This is a genomic window from Nonomuraea roseola, from assembly GCF_039535395.1.
GTDB classification, from domain to species: domain Bacteria; phylum Actinomycetota; class Actinomycetes; order Streptosporangiales; family Streptosporangiaceae; genus Nonomuraea; species Nonomuraea roseola.
The window spans coordinates 3,572,212-3,595,188 of record NZ_BAAAXC010000015.1; the positions used below are offsets into that span (position 1 = coordinate 3,572,212).

Sequence of the window (22,977 nt, forward strand, 5' to 3'; positions counted from 1 at the left end):
GATGACCAAGGTCCTCGCACGCGTGCTCGCGGTCGCGGGCACGGTGGCGCTGGTCCTGCTGGGGGCGGCGGGCACGGGGTGGGCACACCCCTTCGGCCCGCCGCCCGTGGCGAAGGTCCGCGCCGAAGGCTCGACGGTGGAGGTCACCTGGTCGGCCGCCGCCGACGACGTGGCCGCCCTCAAGCAGGCCGCCACCGCCGGTGGCGGCTCGGTCGCCGACTACCTGAGCAGAGGCGTCGGCGTCCAGCAGGAGGGAAGGGACTGTGCGCTGGCCGAGGTCAGCGCGCAGGCCCTGGCCAGCACGGGAGCGGTGCTGCGCTACCGCTGCCCGGGCGAGGTCGGCGAGCTGCGGCTGCGCGTGAGCCTGCTCACCGACCTCGACCGCGCGTACCGCACCGTCTCCGTCACGCCCTCGGGCTCGGGCGCCCTCCACACAGCCGTCGCGCCCACCCAGACCATCAGCCTGTACGGCGCCGCGGCGTCCGCGCACGCCGACCTCGACAGGTTCTTCCCGCTGGCGCTGCTCGCCGCCCTGGTCGCGGGCGCGGCCCACGCGTGCGCACCCGGCCACGGCAAGACCCTCACGGCCGGATACCTCCTGGGCGGACAGGCCCGCGCCAGGGACGCGGTCCGGCTGGGCGCGATCGTCGCCCTGATGCACACGGCGTCGGTGGCGGTGCTGGCGGTGGTGTGGTGGGTGGCGATGGAGCACGCGCCCGACCTCGGGGCGATCACGCGATGGCTCCAGCTCGCCGCGGCCCTGGCGGTGCTCGCGGTAGGCGCGGGCCTCCTCCACCGCCACCTCCGCCCCACTGCGAGCCACGGGCACGGCCACGGGCACGGCCATGGGCACGGGCACGGGCACGGCCACGGCCACGGGCACGATCTCTTGACCCGCAGGGGTGTGGTGACGCTGGGGATCTCGGGCGGGCTGCTTCCCTCGCCCTCGGCGTTCCTGCTGCTGCTGACGGGTCTGCTGACCGGCAGAGCGTTCGCCGCGTTGGTTCTGGTCGCGGCGTTCGGACTCGGCATGGCGCTCACGCTGACTGGGGTGGGCCTGGCCGTCCTGCGAGGCCACGACCTGCTGGCGGCGGCGACCCGCACGCCCCGCCTGCGCGCGCTGGCCGGCAGAGTCCCTCTGCTGGCCGCCCTCATGGTGGTGGCGGGCGGCCTGGTCACCACGGGCCTGGCGGTAGCCGAGTTGCTGCGCGCATGACTGGGGCATTGACGAAAACTTCTTACATGCTATTCATGAAGCAAGTCAGAAAGTTTCAGTACCGCTGCACCTTCATCGGGGGACCGCCAGAGCCCACCTAGGAGGACGCGCATGGCGCGCAGCCAGCCCACTGACCCGCCGCCCATCGACTTACTCGGCCCCGTTCTGGGAGAAGTGTCCTGGTTCTGCTGCGGAACGGCCTGGGGGCCGTGCAGCAGCACCGGCAGAGGAGCCTGTGGCACCTGCAACTCGGGGAACATGCAGCACGCATGGCCCAACACCTCCGACGCCTGCTGGTCGATCACCCGTCCGGACCGATGCGGAGACTCGCTCTCGAGGCGGACCTGCGGTTTCCGCCACAAGACCACGGCGCTGTGCAGCGGCGCCAGCGTCATCACCGCCATCGCCGACTGCGGCCCGCAGACCGACCTGTTCTGCGGGGAGCGCAGCTGCTGTGGTTCGACCTGCGCGAGCAACCGCCTCATCGACCTGACGCCCGCGGCGTACAGCAAGATCGCCAGCCTCTCCACCGGCCTGCGACCGTGCGAGATCTCGACCGCCTAGGGGGCCGGCAGTGACCAGCAGACGAAACATGCTCAAGTCCGCCGTGCTCGCGGGCGGAGCCGGAATCGTGGGCGCGACCGCGCTCGGATCGCTCGGCGCCGAGGCGGCCTTCGGCACCACCTCGCCACAGGTCGAGCCAGGAACCCCCGACCCCGACTTCGCCGAGGGCCGGATCCGTTCCATCAAGGGCAACACGCTCCTCGTCCTGGGCTCCGACATGGTCTTCCACAACATCCGGGTCGTCGACGGCACGAGCCTGTGGAAACTCGGCCCCGTCGGCTTCGAACAGGCCCAGCCCGGTGACGGCCTCTACGCCAGGGGCGTGCGCATGCCGGACGGCGTACTCGCCGCCGAGTCGGTGTGGCTCAACATCGTCAACATCAAGGGCCACATCAGGAACATCACCAGCGACAAGCTGCACCTCGACCACAACGGCAAGGAGATCCTCTGCCATGTCGTGCCCGGCAGGTCGGTCGCCGTCCACTCCGACGCGCCCGCCTCGGCGGACCTGTCGTCGCTGCGCGTGAGCCAGCACGTGCAGATCCTGGGCGCCTGGCGACCGGGGACCAACGAGGTCGACATCGCCACCGTCTTCTCCCCTCACTAGGAGCGACACATGCAAGGGATCGCCGCGCTGCAGCCGTACGTGATCGCTGCCTTCCTCATCTGGGCGGCCGTACTGAAACTGTTCACCCGACGGATGCGATCGCAAGCCGGGCGAACCGCCCTGGCCCGGCTGGTCGGCACGGCGCGCGCGATCCCCACGCTCCGCCTCATCGGACTGGTGGAGCTGCTGGTGGCGGCGGTGCTCTTCCTCCCTCCGGTCTCACCGTGGGAGGGGACGGCCGCCGCCGCGCTCTCCACCGGCTTCCTCGTCTATCTCGCCTACTCCTACCTCGCCACACCCGCTTCGTCATGCGGCTGCCTGGGCGCCCACTCCCAGCCCGTGAACTGGCGGGCCTTCGCCCGTGCGGGGCTCCTGCTCGCCATGAGCGTCACCGCCGTCTGGGCGCGGCCACTCCACCCGAGCGCCCCGCTCCTGCTGCTGGGCCTGGCCGAAGCCCTCGCCCTGCTCGGGCTGTCGCCGGAGCTGGACCGCCATTGGCTGATCCCTCTCCGCCGCCTTTCCGTACGGCTCCGCAAGCCGCTCGCGGTACGGCCTTCGCGGGATGTCCCGCTGGAGGCCTCGTTGCGCGTGCTCTACCTCAGCCCCGCGTACTGCACGGCGTCCGCGCGGCTCACCTCGGACGTCCAGGACGTGTGGGACGAGGACGGCCTGCGGTTCGCGAGCTACGCGGCAGGGCCCCGAACAGCGATCTTCGCCATCCCGCTGTGGGGCGTTGACCCCAGGGCGGTCCGCGTCGCCCTCGTCGAAGAACCCACTCCGGCCTGACCCTCGCCTGGGCCGCATCCACCCGGACGAAGGACGCGCCTCGGCGCTCTAGCCGTTCTTGGTCACGGTGCCGTCCTTGGCGTCGACCTTGACCCCGTGCCAGGTGCCGTCCGGGCCGACGACATCGGCGTCCCAGACGAGGAGGTTGTCACCGTACCTGTCCAGGCTCAAGTGGATGATCTTGCCGTGCTTCACCGAGGAGGACAGCTTCTCCACCGCGTCCTCGAAGGTGATCTCGGCGTCCTTGACTATGGCCATGACCCTGGCCTTCTCCTCCTTGCCGGTGTCCTTGACCCTGGGTTCCGAGACCACCTTGCCTGACGCGTCCACTTCCAGCACCTGCTCGGTGCCGTCGGGCCCGGCCAGCTGGACCTCCCAGAGCTTGCCTTCGTTCTCCGACTGGAGCGAGAGGAGCGTGGAGTCCTCGACGGCGTCCATGGCGGCGGTACCCACCTTCCCGAGGCTCTCCATGCCGCCGGGTGACTGACTGGGATCGCCGCTGGGATCGCCCGGCGGGCCGGACGGCGACCGGAGAGCGGCGATGGCGCCCTCCGCGGGGGCGACCTTGACGGCGCTGGACTGGGTGTCGGCGCTTCCACAGGCCGAGGCCGCAAGCAGGGCCGAGCCGGCGAAGATAGCGCCAATGATGGCCTTTATCCGTTTTCCACCATTCATACTGATGACGCTGCCCGGAACTCTATAAAGACACGCCCTGAGCCGGGGCAACACGATCCAGAATCACTGTCCGCATGACATGGCTGACCGTTCACTTCACTCCGGGACTTCTGGCGAGCCTGGGCGGGGGCGAATGTGCGACGCCTGATCAATTCCTGCGACATTCGCATCCAAGGGATCCAGGACGATATGTGGTCCGGCATGTCCCGCACTGGAGTGAAGCCGGGGTCGCGTCGTCGCACCCGGTGCCGCCGATCTTCCTCCGTATGGTGGACGCGTTCAAGCTCCCTGTCTCGCGCTCCACGCGCCGGAGGGTTTCGTGACCGTCGCTCGTCTTGTCGCCACCGTCGCCGCACCGCTGGACCTGGCGGCCGCGGACGCTCCCCAGGTGCTGCACTGGCCCGGACGCAGGCTGCTCGTCCAGCGCGGTGACACCGAACTGGTCGCCCTCGATCTGGACGTCGCCACCGCAGGCAGGCGGCTCACGGAGGCGCGCTTCCCTGCCCCATGGCCGCGCCGCTTCGGATCGGTGACCGTCTCGCCGGAGGGTGAGGCCGCGGTGTTCGCCGGCGTGCACGCGGTGCGCTGCGTGGAGGCGACCGGGGCGACGCGCTGGGGGGTACGGCACGGCTGCTGGGAGGGCGAGCACCCCCACACGCACACGTCGTTCGCCGAATACGCTGACGACGAGGGCCACTGGTCCGCCGACAACGGATCGGCCGCCTTCTCCGCGGACGGCAAGCTCGTCTGGGCGCACGTCCGCGGCCCGTTGGCTGACAACGGGGAGACGGAGGACGACCAGGAACTATGGCTCGTCCTGGACGCCGCCGACGGCAGGGTCCTGGGACGCGCGAACACCATGACCGTGGCCTCCAGCTCCGAGCACACTCCGCACCCGGACCCCGCGCAGATGGGACTGAGCGTCGGCGAGGGCGAGGAAGGCTCGCCCGTGCTGTGGGGTCGCTGGGACGGGCAGCGACTGACCACCGAACAGCTCGACATCGAGCGGATCCTGCTGGCCGTGAGCCCCTCCGGCCGACACCTCCTGACCGTCCCCCTCGAGCAGGAGACCCTCTCGCTGCACCGGGTGGACGACGGGGTGGCCCTGCGGGAACTGGACGCCCAGGGCACGGTGACGCCGCACCCGGGGGACACCGGCGGCGACAGGATCTACTGGGACCACGAGGCGGCCTTCGTGGACGAGGACACCGTCGTCGTCGGCACCTCCGAGTGCGACGCCGGGTCCGGCACGGCCCGCCACTGGCTCGTCGACGTGCAGGGGATGGCCTTGCGCGGCGAGATCTCCTACCCCCTCGCCGTCTCGGGGCCTCCCCGCTCAGCGGGGGACGGCACCTGGTACACGGTCTCCGAGGACCGTACGTCCCTGCATCTGTGGCGGCCGGCCCGGGACGCTTGACATGCCGGCTGGTTATATTAACAATCGGTTATGTGAGTGTGGATGCCCTTGACGTCACCTTCGCCGCCCTCGCGGACCCGACGCGCCGCGCGATCCTGGCGCGGCTCAAGGCCGGCGAGGCCACGGTGACGGAGCTGGCGGCGCCGTTCGACATGACGCAGCCGGCGATCTCCAAACATCTCAAGGTCCTGGAGCGCGCCGGGCTCATCTCTCGCGGTCGGGACAGGCAACGACGGCCCTGCAGGCTGGAGACCGCCGCGCTCAAGGAGGCCACCGACTGGCTGGAGGGCTACCGGAGCTTCTGGGCTGACCGTTACGACAACCTCGACACGCTCCTGAGCGAGCTCAAGGAAGAGGACACCCGTCATGAGTGAGACAGCCGACCGCTACCGGCGGCGAGCCGACGCGTTCGAGCGCAAGGTCGTGGCCGTGCGCCCGGACCAGTGGGCGAACCCGTCCCCCTGTGAGAAGTGGACGGCCAGGCAGGTGGTGCGGCACATCCTCGACATGCACGCCGTCATGCTGCGCCCGCTCGGTCGCTCCCTCAGCCCCGCGCCATCGGTGGACGAGGACCCGCTGGCCGCATTCCGGGCCGCCCGCGCGGACGTGGAGGCGATCCTGGACGACCCCGCGCTCGCGGGCCAGGAGTGCGACACACCCTCCGGCCGGGTGACCGCCGAGCAGCACATCGACCAGGTCGTCAGTGAGGACCTCCCGCTGCACGGCTGGGACCTCGCCCGCGCCACGGGCCAGGACGACACGATCGACCCCGAAGACGTCGAGCGAGCCTGGGCGGCCATGAAGGCGCTGCCCGCCGAGCTGGTGGAGAAGTTCCGCACGCCGGGCGCGTTCGGGCCGGACGTCGAGGTGTTCGGCCCCGAGGTGAAGGCCGAGGAGGACGCCTCCCCGCAGGACAAGCTGCTCGCCTTCATCGGCAGGGATCCGCGGTGGCGCCCATGACCGCGGCGCTGACCGTCGCCACGCCGTCGGACCGCGCCATCGTCATGACCCGGTCGTTCGACGCCCCACGCCACCTGGTCTTCGCCGCCTGGACCAGGCCGGAGCTGATCAGACGGTGGTACGGCGCGCGCGGCTGGGACCTCGTCGAAGCGCGGATCGACCTGCGGGTGGGCGGCGCCTGGCGGTTCGTCTGGCATGGGCCCGGCGGAGCGGTCATGGCCTCAGGCGGCGTCTACCGCGACATCGTCACACCCTCCATGCTGTCCTACACCGAGTCCTTCGACGACCACTGGTATCCGGGCGAGGCGTCGGTCAGCCACGACTTCGCCGAGCAGGACGGCACGACGACCCTCACCACGACGCAGCTGTTCCCCTCGAAGCAGGTGCGTGACCTGGTGATCGCGTCCCCCATGGAGCGCGGGGTCCGCGAGGGATACGAACGCCTCGACGAGTTCCTCCTGACCCTTGCCTGATTCCTAGTCCTCCTCCGAGAACACGACCTCGCGACGCCTGCGAATCGTCGGGAGGGCGGCGGCGACGAGCGCCGCCACGGCCAGGGTCAGGAGCACCGCGGAGATCGGCCGGGTCAGGAAGACCGACGGGTCGCCGCGGGAGATGATGAGCGCCCGCCGCAGGTTCTCCTCGAGCAGGGGTCCGAGGACGAAGCCGAGCAGCAGTGGCGCCGGCTCGCAGCCGCACTTGATCAGGATGTAGCCCAGGAGCCCGAAGAACACGATCGCGTAGACGTCGTACGCGTTGAACCCCAGGGAGTACGTGCCGATCGCGGCGAACAGGATGATCATCGGGAACAGCACCTGGTACGGGATGCGCAGCATGCGCACCCAGACGCCGATCAGCGGCAGGTTCAGCAGCACGAGCAGCACGTTGCCGATCCACATCGACGCGATCAGCCCCCAGAACAGCGCCGGTTCGTCGGTGATGACGTTCGGGCCTGGGGTGATGCCGTGGACGATGAACGCGCCGACCATCAACGCCATGACCGGGTGGGCGGGCAGGCCAAGGGTGAGCAGCGGGATGAACGACGTCTGCGCGGCGGCGTTGTTCGCCGACTCGGGGCCCGCGACGCCCTCGATCGCGCCGCGTCCGAACTCCTGCGGCCGCTTCGAGATCCGCTTCTCCACGGCGTACGAGGTGAACGAGGCCAGCACGTGGCCACCGCCGGGCAGGACGCCGAGGGCGGCGCCGAGACCGGTGCCCCGCAGGATCGGGCCGACGATCCGGCGCCGGTCCTCGCGGGTCGGCCAGAGGTTCTTGACTCTGCTGACGATCGCCGTGCGGGTCTGCTCGTTCTCCAGGTTGCGCAGGATCTCGGCCACCCCGAACATGCCGACGGCGACCGACACGAAGTCGATGCCGCCGTACAGCTCCCGCTGGTCGAACACGAACCGGGGCGTGCCGGTGTAGATGTCCTGGCCGACCGTGCCGAGCAGGACGCCGAGCACGATCATCGCCAGCGCCTTGAGCGCCGAGCCACGCGCCAGCGCGATCGACACGATCAGGCCGAGCAGCACCAGCGAGAAGTATTCGGCAGGGCCGAACTTCAACGCGACGCGGGCCAGCGGTGGGGCCGCGACGGCCAGGACGACGGTGGCCACCGTACCGGCGATGAAGGACCCGACCGCGGCGGTCGCCAGCGCCGCGCCGGCCCGGCCCTGCCGGGCCATCTCGTGCCCGTCCAGCGCGGTGACCGCCGCCGACGACTCACCGGGCAGGTTGATCAGGATGGCGGTGGTCGAGCCGCCGTACTGTGCGCCGTAATAGATGCCGGCCAGCATGATCAGCGCCGTCACCGGCTCGAAGCTGAACGTGATCGGCAGCAGCATCGCCACCGTCGCCGTCGGACCGATGCCGGGCAGCACCCCGACCGCCGTCCCGAGCAGCACTCCCACGAAGCAGTAGAGGACGTTCTGGACCATGAGGGCGGTGGAGAAGCCCAGCGCGAGGTTGTCGAGAAGTTCCATGCCTCATTCCGGATGCCGCGTCAGAACCCCAGCCACGGGCCCCAGAGAGGGATCCGCAGCTGTAGTCCGACGACGAAGATGAGCGTGCTGGCCACGGTCAGCCCTGCGGTCACGGCCACGGCCATGAGAGGCCGTACGCGCGAGCTGGCCAGGGTGGTGAGCAGGGCGGTCACCGCCGACGTCGGCACGAATCCGAGGCCCCGGACGGTGAATCCGAAGAACAGGAGCGCGAGCACGATGAAGACGACCGCGCGCCAGGGGATCGGCCCGAACGCGACCACCTCGCCGGCGATGAGTCCCTTGACGACGATCGCCAGGCCCAGCACGGCCACGATCGCGCCGACCAGCAGCGGGAAGGCGCCGGGGCCCATCCGCAGTGGGGTGCCCAGCTCGTAGCCGAGCGACCCCACCACGAACGCGCCACCGATCAGGACGAAGATCGCTCCAGCGAGGACGTCAGGCAAGGACCGGCGGCGCTCCACCTCAGGAAACCTTGACACCGGAGTCGGCGATGACCTTCGCCCAGGTGCCGAGCTGCTCTTCGAGCTTGGCCCGGTGCGCCTGCGGGGTCGCGTCCTCGGCCGGGACCGGCGCGGTGCCGAGCTTGGCCATCTGGTCGATGACCTTCTGGTCGGCCAGTGCGACCTTCAGCGCCTCGGACAGCTTCTGGACGACCTCCTGCGGCGTGCCGGCCGGAACGTAGAGACCGTGCCACACGCTGACCTGGAGCTTGGGCAGCCCGGCCTCGGTCGTGGTGGGTACATCAGGCAGGCTCTTCACCCGCTCCGGCGTGGTGACCGCGTACGCCTTCACCTCACCTGCGGAGATCTGGCCGCTGGTGTTGGTCGTCTGGTCGCACATGAAGTCGACCTGGCCGCCGACGAGGTCGGTCAGCGCGGGGCCGGTGCCCTCGTACGGGACCTCCTGGAGCTTGACACCGGCAGCCGTCTGGAACAGCAGGCCGCACAGGTGGGACGCGGCGCCGATGCCGGCGTTGGCCAGCGTGACCTTGTCGGCGTTCGCCTTCACGTAGGTCACGAGATCCTGGAGCGTCGCGGGCGCGAAGTCCTTGCGGGCGACGACCGTCATCGGCACCTCGGTGACGAGCCCGACCGTCTGGAAACTCTCGAGCGGCTTGTAGCCCAGGTCCTTGTACAGGGCGGGCGCCGTCGACATGCCGATGTGGTGCATGAGCACGGTGTAGCCATCGGGCTTGGCCCGCGCGACCTCGCCGGCGCCGACCGTGCCGCCGGCTCCCTCGACGTTCTGGACGACGATCTTGCCGCCCAGCTTGGCGGCCATCGGCTCGGCGATCATTCGGGTGACGGTGTCCGTCGGGCCGCCCGCGCTGAACGGCACGACGATCGTGATGTTCTGGTCCGGGTAGCCTCCGGCGTCGCTCCCCCCGGTGGCGCCTGTGCCGGTGGTGCCTCCGTTGCCGGAACAGGCGGCGAGGAGCGAAACGACGCCGATCGCGGCGATCATCCCCGCGGCGGCCCGGTACCTGCTGGTCGTTCTCATATCGCGGCCTCCTCGTCAGCGCATGCGCTGCGTCGGTGAGTGCTCGATCTCAGTCTCGGCCGGAAGGGACGCGGATAGTGTCAGAGTAATCCCAAGAACTGAAGGACTGCCGCGAGCGTGGAACCGGGCCGTACAATCCGCCGGTATGCGGATCACCATCATCGAGGATGACGACCGCGTGGCGCGGGGTCTGGTGACCGTCCTGGCGCAGGCGGGCTTCGAGGTCCACCGCATCGCCACGGCCGCGGAGGCCGTGCGCGCCGCCCCGTCCGATGTGGTCCTCGTCGACCTGGGTCTGCCCGACGGCGACGGGCTCGACGTGATCCGCAAGCTGCGTGACCGCCCGGAGACCGCCGTCATCGCCGTGACGGCACGTTCGGAGGAGCACGAGCGGGTCCGCGGCCTGCGCGCCGGCGCCGACGACTACATCGTTAAACCGTTCGGCATCCCGGAGTTGCTGGCCCGGATCGACGCCGTCCTGCGGCGCACCCGGGTGGCCCGCGCCCTGAGCCACCCGGACGAGCCGCTCGCCCTCGGGCCGATGCGGATCGGCGTCGGCACCCGCGAAGTCGCCGTCGACGGCACGCCCGTGGCGCTGACCCGCAAGGAGTTCGAGCTGCTCCTGCTGCTGGCCCGGCGGGCGCCGAACGTGGTGAGCCGCGACGTCATCCTCGACCAGATCTGGGGAGCGACCTGGGAGTCCTCGAGTCGCACCCTGGACACCCACATCGCGGCGATACGGCACAAGCTCGGGCCTGCCGTGCTCATCCGCACGATCCACGGGGTCGGCTATCGGCTCCTGGCCGACCGGCCGGAGCCGATCGGCTGACGCGCCGTGCACCGTCGCCTGCTCGCCGTCCTGGTACCCCTCGCGGTGCTGCTCGTCGCGGCGCTCGGGGTGCCGCTCAGCGTCACCGTGGCCGAGCGGGAGATGCAGGAGACCTACGTCGACCGGCTCAACGACGTCGGCCGGTTCGCGTCGCTGGCCGAGACCGCGCTGTCCACCGGGCGGACCGAGGCGCTCCACCAGGAACTGGCGCGCTACCGCGAGCTGTACGGCATCCCGGTCGCGGTGATCGACACGTCGGGTACGGTGCTCCTCGGACCCGCCGGCGCGTACCAGGAGGCGGCGCGGTCCGAGCCGGCGTTGCCCCGGATCGTGACCGCGGCGCTGGCCGGGGCGAGGTCCGAACCGTCAGGGGAATGGGCGCCGTGGGACGACTCCGCACTCGTGGTCGCGGAGCCGGTGGGCCGGGACAGCGAGGTCGTCGGCGCCGTCGTGACGATCTCCGACCTGTCGAAGACGCGCTGTCGCATCCTCGTGCGATGGGCCAGGCTCGCCGGGCTCGGACTGCTGCCGTTGATCGCGCTGGTGGCCGTCGCCTGGCCGGTGTCGGCATGGGTGCTGCGGCCGGTGCGGGAGCTGGACGCGGCGAGCTCGCGGATCTCACAGGGCGACCTCACCACCCGGGCGGACGCCGAGGCAGGCCCGGTCGAGCTGCGGCGCCTGGCAGGGTCGTTCAACACCATGATGGACGCGGTCGAGAACGCCGTGCAGCGGCAGCGGGCGTTCGTGTCCGACGCGTCGCATCAGTTGCGCAATCCGCTGACCAGCCTCCGGCTCGCCGTGGAGAGCCTGGAACCGCATCTGCGCGCGGACGGCGACGGGCGCCAGGTGTACGACGTCGCCGTCGACGAGCTGAAGGCGATGCAGCGGATGCTGAACTCGCTGCAGGCCAGCGCGCGGATGGAGAGCATAAGGACGACGTCGCCGGTGGATCTCGACGCGGTACTGGCGACCAGGGTGGACCGGTGGCGGGCGTTGACGGCGACGGCCGGGCAGACACTGAGGGTCGACGTGCCGCCGGGACTGCGGCTGCTGGAGCCGTCGGGTGGGCTGGGCAGCATCCTGGACGAACTGATCAGCAACGCGTTACGACTGTCGGACGCGCAGGTGGTGGAGGTGACCGCCCGTGTCGTCCCGGGTGGTGCGGGTGCCGGATGTGGCGGTGGCGTTGGCGTAGGACACGGTGGTGGTGCGGGTGGCGGACGCGGCGATGGTGTTTGCGCAGCACGCTGCGGTGGCGAGGATGCCGGACGCGGCGGTGGCGCGGGGGCCGGACACGGCGACGCCTCCGCGGCTGGAGGCGTCGTCGCGATCGCTGTCCGTGACGACGGCCAGGGGATGGATGCGTCCGAACGGGCCCAGGCAATCCAGCGGTTCTGGCGGTCGCCGCGGCACCAGAACGTGTCAGGGACCGGCCTGGGACTGGCGATCTGCGCCGACCTGGTAGGGGCAGCCGGGGGCGAACTGCGGCTGGAGGACGGCCTTCCGCGTCCGGACGGGTCCGGGCACGGCTTCGCCGCGGTGGTCGCGTTACCAGTCGTTCCACGGGTGGCATCGTCGTCGGTGTGAGGACCCCCGGCTCCGTCGCCGGCCTGTCGCTGTCTCGGATCGGCGCCCGGATCGACGCCCAGATCGGCCCTGGGCCAGCGCCCGTGTCAGCGTTTGGGTCCAGGGCTCGGATTAGCGCTCGGGCCCAGGGCTTGCGGTCGCGGACCAGGCGGCGGCGCCCGGATCGGCGCTCGGTCAGCGCTTGGGTCCGGGGCTCGGGTCAGCGCTTGGATCAGCGCTCGGGTTAGGGCTTGCGGTGGTGGAACCAGGCGGCGGCGTGCGGATCGGCGCCCCGGGTCAGCGCTTGGGTCTAAGGGCTCGGGTCCAGGGCTTGGATCAGCGCTCGGGTTAGGGCTTGCGGTGGTGGAACCAGGCGGCGGCGTGCGGATCGGTACCCCGGGCCAGCGCTTGGGTCCAGGAGTCGGGTCACCGCTCGGGTCAGCGTTTGCGTCCAGGAGTCGGGTCACCGCTCGGGTCAGCGTTTGCGTCCAGGGATTGGGGCAGCGCTCGTGGTCGCGGAACTAGGCGGCGGTGCGCGGATCGACGCCCGGGTCAGCGCTTGCGGTCGCGGAACCAGGCGGCGGCACCCGGATGGAGCGGGATCGACGCGGTGGAGATCCCAGTACGCACGTTGATCTGCCACGCTTCGGGGACGGCTTCGGCGTCGTCACGGCCGGCGGAGGTGATCGTGCCGGTGTGCGTGAAGATGGTGTCGGTGATGGCGTGGACCAGGTCATCGGGCAGGTCGTTGCGCACGAGCAGCACGTTCGGCACAGCGACCGTGCGGGTGGCCGGGACACCGGCGTAGGCGGTCGTGGGAATCATGGCCGGAGCATAGGGACCAGGGAACGCCGTGAAGAGCGCGTCCGCCTGCGCGTCCAACGGGATCAGCCGGATCGGGTGCCGCTGCGCCAGCTCCGTGATGGCGGGTGTCGGGACGCCGGTCAGGGAGAACATCGCGTCGATCTCCCCGTCGCGCAGTGCCGCCGCCGATTCGGCCTGGCTGAGGTACCGACTGTCGACGTCCACCAGGCCGAGCCCCAAGACCCGCAGCGACGTGAACTCTGTGCCCGAGTCCCGAGCACCAAGGGATATGCGCTTGCCCTCGAGATCCCGGAACCCGTCGATCGCCGAACCGGCCATGACCACAAGATGCAGGTGACTGTCGTAGAGCCGGCATATCGCCGAAAGCCCCTCGGGCGCGCTGCCGTCCGTCGTGATCAGCGCGTCCAGACTCGTGAGCCCCAGGTGCACCTCACCGGCCCGCAGCATCCGAATGTTGTCGGTGGACGCCCTGCTCGCCACGGTGATCACCGTGGCACCCGGCACCTGCTCGGAGATGTGCGCGGCCAGCGAACCACCGATCCGCCGATACACCGCCCCCTCCGGCCCGGTAGCCAGCCGCAGATGGACTTGGTCAACCTCGGACTGCCGCGAGCAACCGACCAACAGCCCTCCAGCGGCCAGCAGCACCGCCCGCCGACTGAGCCGTAACCCCAGGTTCACCACCATGCCGAGATGATACGGACGACGGCCACGGTCGCCGATGTCAGCAGCGTCTCATCAACGCACCAGATCCGCGCCACCCTCCGACAAGGCTTCATCGACGTCAAACTGCCGCGCACTGGTGCAACTGCCGACAGCAACCCGCGGTCGCGGGTCACGTCCAGCGAAGTGGTGTATGAGTTGACCTTCGCGTGATCCTGTTTCTGCAGGTTGAGCGGTAAATGTCTGCGGGATGGGTTGTGTTGCGGTGTGTCGCCAGCGATCGCCCCAAGCGGGCTTTCGCCAGGACATCCAGCCCATGTAGTGGCGGGCCTCGGTCCACTCGTCGGTCTGCTCGGCCAACACCGCACTGACCAGCTGGACGATCAAGCCGCGGTCAGGAAGATCCCAACACTTCGACGCGGCGGCGGATCTCCTTATTCATCCGCTCCTGCGGGCTATTGAGCCAGATCTTGCATGGGAAGGAGGCGTCGTGCCCCACTGTTGTGGGGACTAGCGGACCGCTTGTGGATCGACTTACGCGTCTTGCAGGGCGACCATACCTTTCGTTCACGGAGAACAACCGCCGCAAGATTTCGTGATGGACACCGCATTGCTTGGTTCGCTTGCATGCTGAACTTAGTCGGACATGCCATGTAAAGTTGTTGTGAGATCGGCCAACCGATCCTGCTCGCGCTCTCGCTTGTAAGTGATCCACTTTTTTCCTTCAGCGGCGACGCCTTCGAGAACGTGGAGGGTGTTTTCGAGCCCTGCAGTGTCTAGTGTCGCCTGTGACACGGTGCGCGCGTCCTCCCCTCCCTCCGCCTCGGGGTTGGGTGGAGGTCCGGTCACCTCGACCGTGATCGGGTGACCGTTCACCAACGTCAGCTCGAACGTTTTGTGGCCGTTGTCGGCTTCTGCGGTCTGAACCGCGGCTACGGCGTCGTAGCGGTAGTTGATTCTTCTTCGATCGTGGAAAGTGGCCTTTTCAAAGTCGAGGTCGATGGTCATCTGCCGGACGCCGTCTCTGGTGAGCAGAAATACGAGGAGCTTGTATCTGGAATAACGCCAGGGGCCATTTCGGACGCATGCCCGTTTATAGGGAGCTGCGGGGGCTTCGATGAAGGCGTGGGCGATGACGTCGTGTGGCTTCAGCTTGTAGTGCCGCATCGCTTCCTCTGTCAATAGCTTGCGGTCGCAGTCCAGCCAGTACGCCATTTCTCGATCATCCGGTTTGTCGGAGAGCTTGCGCTTCCACCGAACGAAGGCCGCCTGGCGATTTCCTAGCAGCCGCTCGGCTTCTTCGCGGTCGGCGGCGTACCTCTTGTGTTCCAGGAGGATGCGCAACCAGCCGCCCATGGCGAACCAGCCTGCTGCCGCGGTGATGAGTGTGGCGCCGATAACACTGAGGGGCGCAAGGTTCAGCCCGCCCGAGATCAGCCAGGCCGTACCGGCGCCGAGGGCCACGGTGCCGAGAGCGACGCGCGCTTTCATGGAGGCGGGTACCCGGAGCTGATCGCGGTACTCCCACAGTTGGCCCTTCTGCCAGCGATCCTTCACGTCGCTGACGAGGTATCGAATGAGCCACGCGACCCGTTTGGTGTCGATTCTGCTCTCCCGGTACAGCTCGACGACCTCATCTCGTAACGCCTGACGGACACCGGTCGTCTGCGTCAGCCACCTGGCTCTGTCCGTGTTACGCGGCACGTAACGTGCGAAATAGTCGGCGAACTGTTGGTCGATCCGGCTCGCGAAGCCCTTTCCCACCGATTGCTTCACGACCTGCAACTCGTCTTTGTGGCATAGGCGTATGACCCGAAAGCGCCATTCCACCCCCTCACGCACGCACCGGTATGAGCCCGCGATGACGAGCAGCAGGGCGAGGGCGGCCGACGGCCAGGAATGCTGCCAGGCATGGATGCCGATGTAACCGACGGCCGCCAGCGTCAGGGCCGTGGTCGTTACGGACAACATCCAGGTGCCGAGCGTGGTGTCGGGCGGACGCGGCAGTCGTACCCGTGGGCCGATCGGTTCGGGTTGGAAGAACTTCCAGACCCGTTGCAGACGTTCTCGATCGCATTGATCCTGCTTGGCCATGTCCAAAGCCCGCGCCCAGATGGCGTCCTGAATGGGGCCGTGCAAGAACATCTCGAGATGACGGACGATCTCGTTGCGTCGGTCGTCTTTCAGCTCGCTGAGTTGTTTCTCGATGACGGAGAAGTCGACGTCACCCTCCTGGAGGGAGGCCAGGAGGCGGTTGATCACCCTGATCGCGTGGGTCCACTCGTCGTCGATGCGGCCGATGAGCGCCTCTTGGGCGAGGGCAAGAGGGGCAAGGTCCTCTTTCGGGACCTGCTGAAGCGTCCGTCCGCTTAGCAAGGCAAGAAGCAAGTAGAAACAGGAACGGCTGGTGGCGTATCCAGCCATGACGGCTTCGCTGATGTGCTCTCTCGCTCTTCCTGACATGCCGCCACTCAGGCAGCGCAGCCCCACCTCGAACCGCTCCTCCGGCGATGCTCCCGTCGGCACCTGGTACACGTAGACGTCGCCATGCACAGTCTCGGTCTGGATACCGACGGTGGCAGAGCCGTCCGCGATGTTGGTCGTGCCCGGACCAGGACTGCTCATGAGGCGCCCCTGATTGCGGTGATGACCGATGTCACCATTGGGGCCAGTTCGGCCAGGTCCATCAGCAGTCCGCGCAATCTCCTGAGCGCAATCATCGCGCGGTTCTTGCCCTGTTCGGTGTCCGTCGACAACGACTCGGTGACGATGCTGAGTTCTTCCTCGGCTGCGGCGAACGTGTCCTCGTCAATCGTCCCTACCGTCCGTGCCCGCGCCAGCTCCTCGCGGAGCTCCGCGAGGAGTGCCGTTGCGTCAAAGCCGGACTCGGGTGGCTGTCCCAGCGAAACATTGCCGTAGATCGCCCCTGCCTGCACGCCTACCCGCGCGTGGTCGCGGGCGATGTTTCGCACGCTCTCCGTCATGCGCTTGTCCTCCGCCTTTCTCAACGAGGCAGTACGCCACTTGTGATGTGGCCTTTGGGCAAGTTCCGCGGCGAGGGAAGTGGCGAAGGCTGCGGCGTTGGCCACGGCTCTCGGTTGCCAGTTCGCGCCGTCGGTGGTGGCCTTGGTGCCGTCGGCCCGGTCGCTGACACCCCGTACCACGATCATCGGTAGCGACCTGTTGAAGTGTGCAGCCTGCGCCACACCGGCGGCCTCCATTTCGATTGCCAGCGCGTCGTTGTATGTCTGGCGAACCCATTGGGCATGTATGGAGATCGCGGAGTCCTGCACGACCTCGCCGGCTGCGATTGGTCCGAAGCGCACTGCCGGGATGTCCATACGATCGGGAAGGCGCCGAGTCCAAGTTCCGCTGCGCTCAAGGTGATGGGCCACCTGTGCCGCCTCGTGCGAGATCTCCCAGACGCGGGGGCGTGCTTTGAACCCGTTGTCCTCGCTAGTGCCTCCGTGGTAGGCGTAGACGTGAGTTGCGACCACCACATCGCCCAAGCCGACCTGCGGCCACAGTGCGCCGGCTACCCCGACGAACAGCAATGCAAGGGGATCGAATTCGCTGATCGCCCGCTCGGCGAGTACAGCGGCGGGGTGGTTGCCCTTGCCCACCAGCCCCAGGGCCATCTGGCATTCGCCGTCTGCCAGGTGGCCCACCTCAAACAAGGTGCCGGCGCGGTGGTGATGCGTTCGCAACCCGGCCAGGTGCTTGCGAACGGCTGCATATTCCAGATCCAGCGCGGTGAGGATCACGACAGGACGCTTGTTCATGCGCGCTAGCCTCCTTCGGGGGCGACCTCAGCAGCGTGGCCGCCGCGGACGTCGTGTCCGGTCTGAGCTGACCGGACCATGGGCGGATACAAGGCCTGGGACGGCCCAGCTTTGAACAGCCGGGCGGGGCGGCCATTCTGTGCATGCCGCATAGGGCCGGCCGCAACGATGAAGCCGCGGGCGCTCTGGATCTTGCGGTAGAAGTTGCGAGGATCGAGTCGGACTCCCCACACCGCCTCGTAGACCTGCTGGAGTTCGGAGATGGTGAAGGTCTCACCGCAGAAGGCTGTCGCGAGCGACGTGTGCTCGAGCTTGGCCCGGGCCTGGTCGACACCGTCGGCAAGGATGCGCCGATGATCGAATGCCAGCCTCACATGTGCGGAGGTGGACAGGACGTCCTCCACCGGTGTCCAGCAGGCACTGACCGCGTCCGTACCGGCGATGGGGTCCGGCAACCGGGGTGCGATGGCCAGGTGGGCGACGGAGACCACTCGGCCGCGCGGGTCACGTCCGGGCTCGCCGTACACGCCGATCATCTCCAGGTGCATGTCGAACAGGCCAGCCTCCTCTGCCAACTCCCGGCGTGCCGCCGCTTCGATGGCCTCACCCTCGTCGTGCAGGAAACCGCCCGGCAGGGCGAACGCTCCCTGATAGGGCTCGACGCCGCGTTCGACGAGTAGGACGTGAAGGCGAGCGTCGCGCAGAGTCAAGATCACCAGATCGACCGCGAGCAGAACGCTCGGCGGCTGCCACCGGTCGTCGGTCATGAGAACGACCGTAGCTTTTTGTCACACTGACAGGAACTTACCGAGGGGTGACAGCAGCGGGATAGCGCCCGCGTCAGCGCTCGTGCGCGGCGGTGGGTGTGACCCAGTCCCGACCCGCTGCACCCGCCGACGGGTTGCCGCTACCGCACGATCTGTCCGGTCGGCCCGCTCGCCGATGAATCGCGCCAGATCTGCGTCGAGCTCGACCCGGCCGCCGGTGCCGCCGGCCGCCAGCACCGGGCCGCCTGCCACTTCGTCTCGGCCGAGACTGCTATATGAGCGGCGCGAGTGGAGGAGCGGTTCGGCCCTGCTCTCATGGCGTGGTGCGGGATCTGGGGACCACCCGGTACACCCCTTAGGGATCCGTGCCGAGGTACCGGACTACGGCCGCGACGCGCCGGTGCACGTCAGGAGCGCTCTCCAGACCGAGCTTGTGGAAGATCGCGCCCTGTGGCAGCAGTCGCAGCGCGGCACGCCGTCCGCGCAGGTCGTATGAGCAGCGAAATACCGCCGACATACCGCCGCCCTCTATCTTGCTCGTTCGTGACATGGACGAGAATCGGCCTTTTCGCCGCCCTGATAGGGATATCGGCGGCCATAGCCGTCCCGGGGGCCGCCACCGCACAGCAGAGCGGGCTGAGCCCCTACGACCAGCTGGTCCTCTCGCACAAACCGGCCGCCTACTGGCGGCTGTCCCACCCGTGGGCCGGCACGGAGACCGACCGCACCGGCAACGGCTACAAGGGCACCTTCCGCGGCGTCACGAGCTCGGTGCAGCTCCCCAACAGGGACGGCGCCGCCGTCTTCAACGGCACCTCGGGCTACTTCGAGGTCCCCAACGCCAACGCCTTCCACATCTCCACCACCGGGAAGTTCACCGTCGAGGCGTGGATCAGGCCCCACACGCTGGAGTTCGCCGACGACGAGCAGGACGGCTACGTCTACTTCATGGGCAAGGGGACGAAGTCCGGCACCGGCGGCGACCGGGAGTGGGCCGGGCGCATGTACAACAAGTCCCACCCCGACCGTCCCAACCGCATCTCCGGTTACGCCTGGAACCTCGACGGCGGCTTCGGGGCCGGCGCCGCCTTCCAGCACCCGCTGACGGTCAACCAGTGGATGCATGTCGCGCTCACGTTCGACACCTCCGAGGGCACGTACGGGAAGGTGCGCATCTACAAGAACGGCTTGCCCGCCGGCTCCGACAACCTGGTCTTCCGCCCCGGCCAGGCCGACGAGGTCATCGTCAAGCCCAAGCCCGGCTCGGCTCCCGTCCGGGTGGGCACCCGGGACTTCAGGTCGTATTTCAACGGGGCGATCGGAAAGTTCGCGATCTACAATCGCGCGCTCACGGCTGCCGAACTCCGCTCGCACTACGCGGTGATGACCGGCGCGAACACGGACTTCAACGCCGACGGGGGCGGCGACATCTTCTCGGCCGCCACCGGGACGCTGACCATCTGGAACGCCGATGGCGCCAACAGGTTCGCCACCGCCGCGCCGATCGGCCCCGGGTGGGACGCCTATAGCCGGCCGATCGCGGGCGACTTCAGCCGCGACGGACTCAGCGACCTGGCGGCGGTCAGGAAGGCCGACCACACCCTCGTCATCTGGAACGGCAGGGGCGCCAACAACTTCACCTCCGCCCAGGACATCGGGCCGGGCTGGGAACCGTACGCGAGCACGCTGACCTCGCTCGGCGACATCAACCAGGACGGCCACGACGACATCGGGGCCACGCACAACGGCACGCTGTACGTCTGGAACGGCAAGGGCGACAACCAGTTCGGAGCCGCCCAGGCCCGCGGGCCGGGCTGGGACGCCTACAGCCGGCCGATCGGGGGTGATTTCAACGGCGACAGCATCGGCGACCTGGCGGCGGTCAGGAAGGCCGACCACACCCTCGTCATCTGGAACGGCAGGGGCGCCAACAACTTCACCTCCGCCCAGGACATCGGGCCGGGCTGGGAACCGTACGCGAGCACGCTGATGTCGCCCGGCGACATCAACCACAACGGCCGCTCCGAGCTCGCGGCCACCCGCGACGGCATCCTCTACATCTGGAACGGCAGGGGCGACAACCAGTTCGGAGAAGCCCTGTCCCGCGGGTCGGGCTGGGCGGGGCACTTCTGACATTCCATGCGGGGAGGGGAGAAGGCCCTCCCCGTGACGTTCTCGAAACGCCTGGAGGCGAGTGGATGTTCTCATTGCTGGGGCCGCTACAGGTGATGGATTCCGCGCGAGAGATCCCTATTCAGGCCGCCAAGCAGCGGGCCATCCTGGCCGTGCTTCTGCTGAGACCGAATCGGGTGGTCACCTTCGACCTTCTCACGTCGGAGCTGTGGGCAGCCGGTCCGCCGGCCACGGCCAAGACGAGCCTGCAGACCTATGTCTACCGCCTCCGGCAGGCGATCGCCCCTCTCGTCGCGCGAGGCGTCGAGCTTCAGACCCAGGGCTCCGGATATCTGTTGACCGTGCCGGACGGCGTCGTCGACCTCAGGACATTCGAGGATCTCACCGCCGCCGGCGCCGAAGCCTTGGCCGCGGGAGACCCCGGCGGGGCGGCCAAATGCCTGCGAGAAGCACTCGGGAGGTGGCGCGGGCCGTTGCTGGCCGATGTGGATGTCGAGCTCGTCCGCCAGGAACGCCGCAGGCTGGAAGGGATCTGCCTGAACACCCATGAGATGTGCCTGGAGGCGGAGCTGCGGCTCGGTCGCGGTATCCACGTCGTTCCGGAACTGGAGCAGTTCATCGCCGCCCACCCGTTCAGGGAGACCCTGTGGATCATGGTGATGCGGGCGCTGAATTCTGGAGGCCGCCGCATGGAAGCGCTCGCCGCGTACCGGAGGCTCTACCGGATCCTCGACGAAGAACTCGGTATTCGGCCGAATGCCGAAGTGCAGCTGCTTTACCAGGACATCCTTCACGGGCACCCTGCCAGCCCGCTCCTTTCGAGCGGCCAGCGCTAGGGGGGAGCTCCCGCATCACCGGGCCGCCGTCTGCTCCGGCTCGCGGTATCCGGTGGCCTGGAGGGTGAAGAGCCGCGCGTAGGGGCCGCGGGCGGCCATGAGGGCGTCGTGCGTTCCGGATTCCCGGATGGCGCCATGCTCCAGGACGACGATGAGATCGGCGTCGCGAACGGTGTTGAGCCGGTGGGAGATGAGCAGGCTCGCAACGCCGTGGCGCCGGCGTCGGGTCCGGGCATGCAGGTCGGCCTCGGCCTCCGGGTCCAGCCCGGCGGAGGGCTCGTCGAGGATCACGAGATCGCGATGGCCGCGGAACATCGCGCGGGCCAGGGCCGTGCGCTGCCACTGCCCGCCGCTGAGTACGACACCCGTCTCGGGGTCGTCCTTGTCCTCTTCGCCGAAGAACGTGCGCGTGAGCAGGGTGTCGTATCCGCGGGGAAGAGCGGAGAGCTTGTCGTGGATTCCGGCCTCGTGCGCGGCCGCACGGATCCGGCTCTCATCCTCGCGGGCGGGGACGAAGCCGATGGAGATGTTGTCAGCCGCGGACATGTCATAGGTCATGTAGTCCTGGAACACCCCGGTGATGCGGTGCCGTAGATCGTCGGGATGTACGTCACGGATGTCGACGCCATCCCACGTGATGCTTCCGTGCTGCGGGTCGTAGAACCGGCACAGGAGCTTGACCAGCGTGGACTTGCCGGCGCCATTCAGGCCGACGACGGCGACCGCCGCGGCGGCGGGGATGAACAGGTTCAGGCCACGCAGGATCCACGGGTGATCCTCGCTGTAGCGGAACCACACGTTCGTCAGCTGGATCCCGTGTTCGAGACGCGGCAGTGGCACGGGCTCGGCGGCGATGGGGAGGTCTGGTTCGGCCGAGGTCACCGCCACGTAGTGGCCGAACATGAGGAGATCCTGGTGAAGGGCGGCGATACCGGAGATCAGACCGTTGAGGGAGGCCTGGACCGCGGCCATGGCGGCGATCAGCAGGGACACGTCGCCGACGCTCAACACTCCGGAGCCTGCGGCGATGACGGCCCAGGTCAGCCCGCCGCCCGCGACCACGGCGCCCAGCAGCGTCAGCAGTCCCTCGACGGACAGTTCCTTGATGTCCATCCGGCGGCGTGCGGCGTTGGACGTGCGGAGTTCGGTCATCATGCGGCTTCGCAGGAAACGTCCGCTGTTGAACAGGCGGATCTCCTTGGCCGCCGCCACCGTGGCGAGCAGGTCGCCGTAGAACATCTGGCGTCGTTCGGCCGGGCCGATGTCCCACATCATGGCGGCGCGGCGACGCGACAGCCGTAACTGTGCCACCAGCGCGGGAGCGCCGGTGGCCAGCACGATCCCGGTGAGAACCGGACTGATCATCAGGAGGGAGCCGACCATCCCAGCCAGTGTGATCATCGCGCTCACCACCCCGAGGGATCCGGTGACGATCTCCTGCCCCGTCGACAGGCTGTTCTGTGCCAGCCGCAGCCGGTCGTGGAAATTGGGGTCCTCAAACCGTCGCAATCCGGCGAACCGCAGCGTCGCGGAGAACAGCTGTGCGGTGGTGTGGGCGATGAACACCCTGCCCATCTCGCTGCTGAGGTACTGCAGCAGCTGCGGCAGCGCCGCCATCAGCACGCCCGCGCCGGCCAACCCCACCGCGAGGGTGCTCAGCTCGGCTCCCGATCCCTGTCCCGTCAGGGAGTCGACCACCAGCTTGGTCAGCCACGCCACCGCGATCGGTGCGATCGCCTCGACAAGCATGATCAGGACGTAGACCGCCATCAGTCCCGGGGCCGCGCGAAGGGCGACCCCGGTGGCCGTCCTCGCCAGTCCGATCATGCGCTGACCGTGGCGGGCGAC

23 protein-coding genes and 1 pseudogene are annotated in these 22,977 nt (G+C 68.7%); 13 read left to right on the forward strand and 11 right to left on the reverse strand.

Features of this window, described 5'->3' with window-relative positions; genetic code table 11:
- The first annotated feature begins 1 nt into the window (after position 1).
- From ABFX55_RS40330 to ABFX55_RS40345, 4 genes are all read left to right on the forward strand, one after another.
- Positions 2 to 1,216 (forward strand): hypothetical protein, encoded by a 1,215-nt coding sequence (locus ABFX55_RS40330; protein WP_346128605.1) that lies wholly within the window; start codon positions 2 to 4, stop codon positions 1,214 to 1,216.
- A 258-nt stretch (positions 1,217 to 1,474) separates the two neighbouring features.
- A complete protein-coding gene (locus ABFX55_RS40335; protein ID WP_346128606.1) occupies positions 1,475 to 1,780 on the forward strand; it encodes an RlpA-like double-psi beta-barrel domain-containing protein in 306 nt (101 codons plus the stop codon).
- Between the two features lie 10 nt (positions 1,781 to 1,790).
- Positions 1,791 to 2,387 carry a cell wall protein gene (locus ABFX55_RS40340; RefSeq protein ID WP_346128608.1) on the forward strand — a complete coding sequence of 199 codons (597 nt, stop codon included), beginning with the start codon at positions 1,791 to 1,793 and terminating at the stop codon, positions 2,385 to 2,387.
- A gap of 9 nt (positions 2,388 to 2,396) precedes the next feature.
- On the forward strand, positions 2,397 to 3,173 hold the full coding sequence (locus tag ABFX55_RS40345) for a MauE/DoxX family redox-associated membrane protein (RefSeq protein WP_346128610.1): 777 nt from the start codon (positions 2,397 to 2,399) through the stop codon (positions 3,171 to 3,173).
- Between the two features lie 48 nt (positions 3,174 to 3,221).
- Here the strand turns inward: ABFX55_RS40345 and ABFX55_RS40350 are convergent, their stop codons facing one another.
- Entirely contained in the window at positions 3,222 to 3,848 is a 627-nt protein-coding gene (locus ABFX55_RS40350) for a PepSY domain-containing protein (protein ID WP_346128611.1), read from the reverse strand.
- Between the two features lie 319 nt (positions 3,849 to 4,167).
- Between ABFX55_RS40350 and ABFX55_RS40355 the strand changes: the two genes are divergently transcribed.
- Genes ABFX55_RS40355 through ABFX55_RS40370 form a run of 4 tightly spaced genes read left to right on the forward strand, consistent with a single transcriptional unit; the run spans position 4,168 to position 6,698 of the window.
- Positions 4,168 to 5,265: a hypothetical protein gene (locus ABFX55_RS40355; RefSeq protein WP_346128613.1), complete on the forward strand. Its 1,098-nt coding sequence runs from the start codon at positions 4,168 to 4,170 to the stop codon at positions 5,263 to 5,265.
- Between the two features lie 32 nt (positions 5,266 to 5,297).
- Complete coding sequence (locus ABFX55_RS40360) at positions 5,298 to 5,639, forward strand: ArsR/SmtB family transcription factor (protein WP_346128615.1); 342 nt, start codon at positions 5,298 to 5,300, stop codon at positions 5,637 to 5,639.
- Positions 5,632 to 6,225, forward strand: coding sequence for a TIGR03086 family metal-binding protein (locus ABFX55_RS40365; protein ID WP_346128616.1), 594 nt, complete (start codon positions 5,632 to 5,634; stop codon positions 6,223 to 6,225). The genes ABFX55_RS40360 and ABFX55_RS40365 overlap by 8 nt, the downstream gene beginning before the upstream one ends.
- The gene (locus ABFX55_RS40370) at positions 6,222 to 6,698 is read left to right on the forward strand and encodes an SRPBCC family protein (RefSeq protein WP_346131388.1); all 477 of its coding nucleotides are present in this window, start codon (positions 6,222 to 6,224) and stop codon (positions 6,696 to 6,698) included. Before ABFX55_RS40365 ends, ABFX55_RS40370 begins: the two co-directional genes overlap by 4 nt.
- A 3-nt stretch (positions 6,699 to 6,701) precedes the next feature.
- On the opposite strand, the gene ABFX55_RS40375 is transcribed toward ABFX55_RS40370, so the two are convergent.
- The 3 genes from ABFX55_RS40375 to ABFX55_RS40385 are packed head-to-tail and all read right to left on the reverse strand — an operon-like array spanning position 6,702 to position 9,728.
- On the reverse strand, positions 6,702 to 8,207 hold the full coding sequence (locus tag ABFX55_RS40375) for a tripartite tricarboxylate transporter permease (RefSeq protein ID WP_346128618.1): 1,506 nt from the start codon (positions 8,205 to 8,207) through the stop codon (positions 6,702 to 6,704).
- 20 nt (positions 8,208 to 8,227) lie between these two features.
- Positions 8,228 to 8,671 (reverse strand): tripartite tricarboxylate transporter TctB family protein, encoded by a 444-nt coding sequence (locus ABFX55_RS40380; RefSeq protein WP_346128620.1) that lies wholly within the window; start codon positions 8,669 to 8,671, stop codon positions 8,228 to 8,230.
- A 19-nt stretch (positions 8,672 to 8,690) separates the two neighbouring features.
- Positions 8,691 to 9,728: a tripartite tricarboxylate transporter substrate-binding protein gene (locus tag ABFX55_RS40385; protein WP_346128621.1), complete on the reverse strand. Its 1,038-nt coding sequence runs from the start codon at positions 9,726 to 9,728 to the stop codon at positions 8,691 to 8,693.
- Between the two features lie 145 nt (positions 9,729 to 9,873).
- Between ABFX55_RS40385 and ABFX55_RS40390 the strand changes: the two genes are divergently transcribed.
- Positions 9,874 to 10,557: a response regulator transcription factor gene (locus ABFX55_RS40390; RefSeq protein WP_346128623.1), complete on the forward strand. Its 684-nt coding sequence runs from the start codon at positions 9,874 to 9,876 to the stop codon at positions 10,555 to 10,557.
- A gap of 45 nt (positions 10,558 to 10,602) precedes the next feature.
- Positions 10,603 to 12,144: a sensor histidine kinase gene (locus ABFX55_RS40395; RefSeq protein WP_346128625.1), complete on the forward strand. Its 1,542-nt coding sequence runs from the start codon at positions 10,603 to 10,605 to the stop codon at positions 12,142 to 12,144.
- A 531-nt stretch (positions 12,145 to 12,675) separates the two neighbouring features.
- Here ABFX55_RS40395 and ABFX55_RS40400 read toward each other — a convergent pair.
- Positions 12,676 to 13,635: a TAXI family TRAP transporter solute-binding subunit gene (locus ABFX55_RS40400; protein WP_346128626.1), complete on the reverse strand. Its 960-nt coding sequence runs from the start codon at positions 13,633 to 13,635 to the stop codon at positions 12,676 to 12,678.
- 6 nt (positions 13,636 to 13,641) lie between these two features.
- Between ABFX55_RS40400 and ABFX55_RS40405 the strand changes: the two genes are divergently transcribed.
- Complete coding sequence (locus tag ABFX55_RS40405; protein ID WP_346131506.1) at positions 13,642 to 13,824, forward strand: hypothetical protein; 183 nt, start codon at positions 13,642 to 13,644, stop codon at positions 13,822 to 13,824.
- Here the strand turns inward: ABFX55_RS40405 and ABFX55_RS40410 are convergent.
- From ABFX55_RS40410 to ABFX55_RS40430, 5 genes and pseudogenes are all read right to left on the reverse strand, one after another.
- Positions 13,784 to 14,083, reverse strand: a pseudogene (locus ABFX55_RS40410) (transposase); the annotation flags it as partial. The gene ABFX55_RS40405 and the pseudogene ABFX55_RS40410 overlap by 41 nt on opposite strands.
- Positions 14,084 to 14,247: 164 nt before the next feature.
- Positions 14,248 to 16,236: a hypothetical protein gene (locus ABFX55_RS40415; protein WP_346128627.1), complete on the reverse strand. Its 1,989-nt coding sequence runs from the start codon at positions 16,234 to 16,236 to the stop codon at positions 14,248 to 14,250.
- Positions 16,233 to 17,393: a 5'-methylthioadenosine/S-adenosylhomocysteine nucleosidase family protein gene (locus ABFX55_RS40420; RefSeq protein WP_346128629.1), complete on the reverse strand. Its 1,161-nt coding sequence runs from the start codon at positions 17,391 to 17,393 to the stop codon at positions 16,233 to 16,235. Before ABFX55_RS40420 ends, ABFX55_RS40415 begins: the two co-directional genes overlap by 4 nt.
- Before the next feature lie 5 nt (positions 17,394 to 17,398).
- Positions 17,399 to 18,160 carry an NUDIX hydrolase gene (locus tag ABFX55_RS40425; RefSeq protein ID WP_346128630.1) on the reverse strand — a complete coding sequence of 254 codons (762 nt, stop codon included), beginning with the start codon at positions 18,158 to 18,160 and terminating at the stop codon, positions 17,399 to 17,401.
- Positions 18,161 to 18,515: 355 nt separating this feature from the next.
- On the reverse strand, positions 18,516 to 18,677 hold the full coding sequence (locus tag ABFX55_RS40430; RefSeq protein ID WP_346128632.1) for a hypothetical protein: 162 nt from the start codon (positions 18,675 to 18,677) through the stop codon (positions 18,516 to 18,518).
- Positions 18,678 to 18,703: 26 nt separating this feature from the next.
- On the opposite strand from ABFX55_RS40430, the gene ABFX55_RS40435 reads away from it, so the two are divergent.
- Together ABFX55_RS40435 and ABFX55_RS40440 are read left to right on the forward strand one after the other, a co-directional pair.
- Positions 18,704 to 20,293: a LamG-like jellyroll fold domain-containing protein gene (locus tag ABFX55_RS40435; RefSeq protein WP_346128634.1), complete on the forward strand. Its 1,590-nt coding sequence runs from the start codon at positions 18,704 to 18,706 to the stop codon at positions 20,291 to 20,293.
- Positions 20,294 to 20,358: 65 nt separating this feature from the next.
- Complete coding sequence (locus ABFX55_RS40440; protein ID WP_346128636.1) at positions 20,359 to 21,129, forward strand: AfsR/SARP family transcriptional regulator; 771 nt, start codon at positions 20,359 to 20,361, stop codon at positions 21,127 to 21,129.
- A 15-nt stretch (positions 21,130 to 21,144) separates the two neighbouring features.
- On the opposite strand, the gene ABFX55_RS40445 is transcribed toward ABFX55_RS40440, so the two are convergent.
- Positions 21,145 to 22,956 carry an ABC transporter ATP-binding protein gene (locus ABFX55_RS40445; RefSeq protein ID WP_346128638.1) on the reverse strand — a complete coding sequence of 604 codons (1,812 nt, stop codon included), beginning with the start codon at positions 22,954 to 22,956 and terminating at the stop codon, positions 21,145 to 21,147.
- Between the last annotated feature and the right edge of the window lie 21 nt (positions 22,957 to 22,977).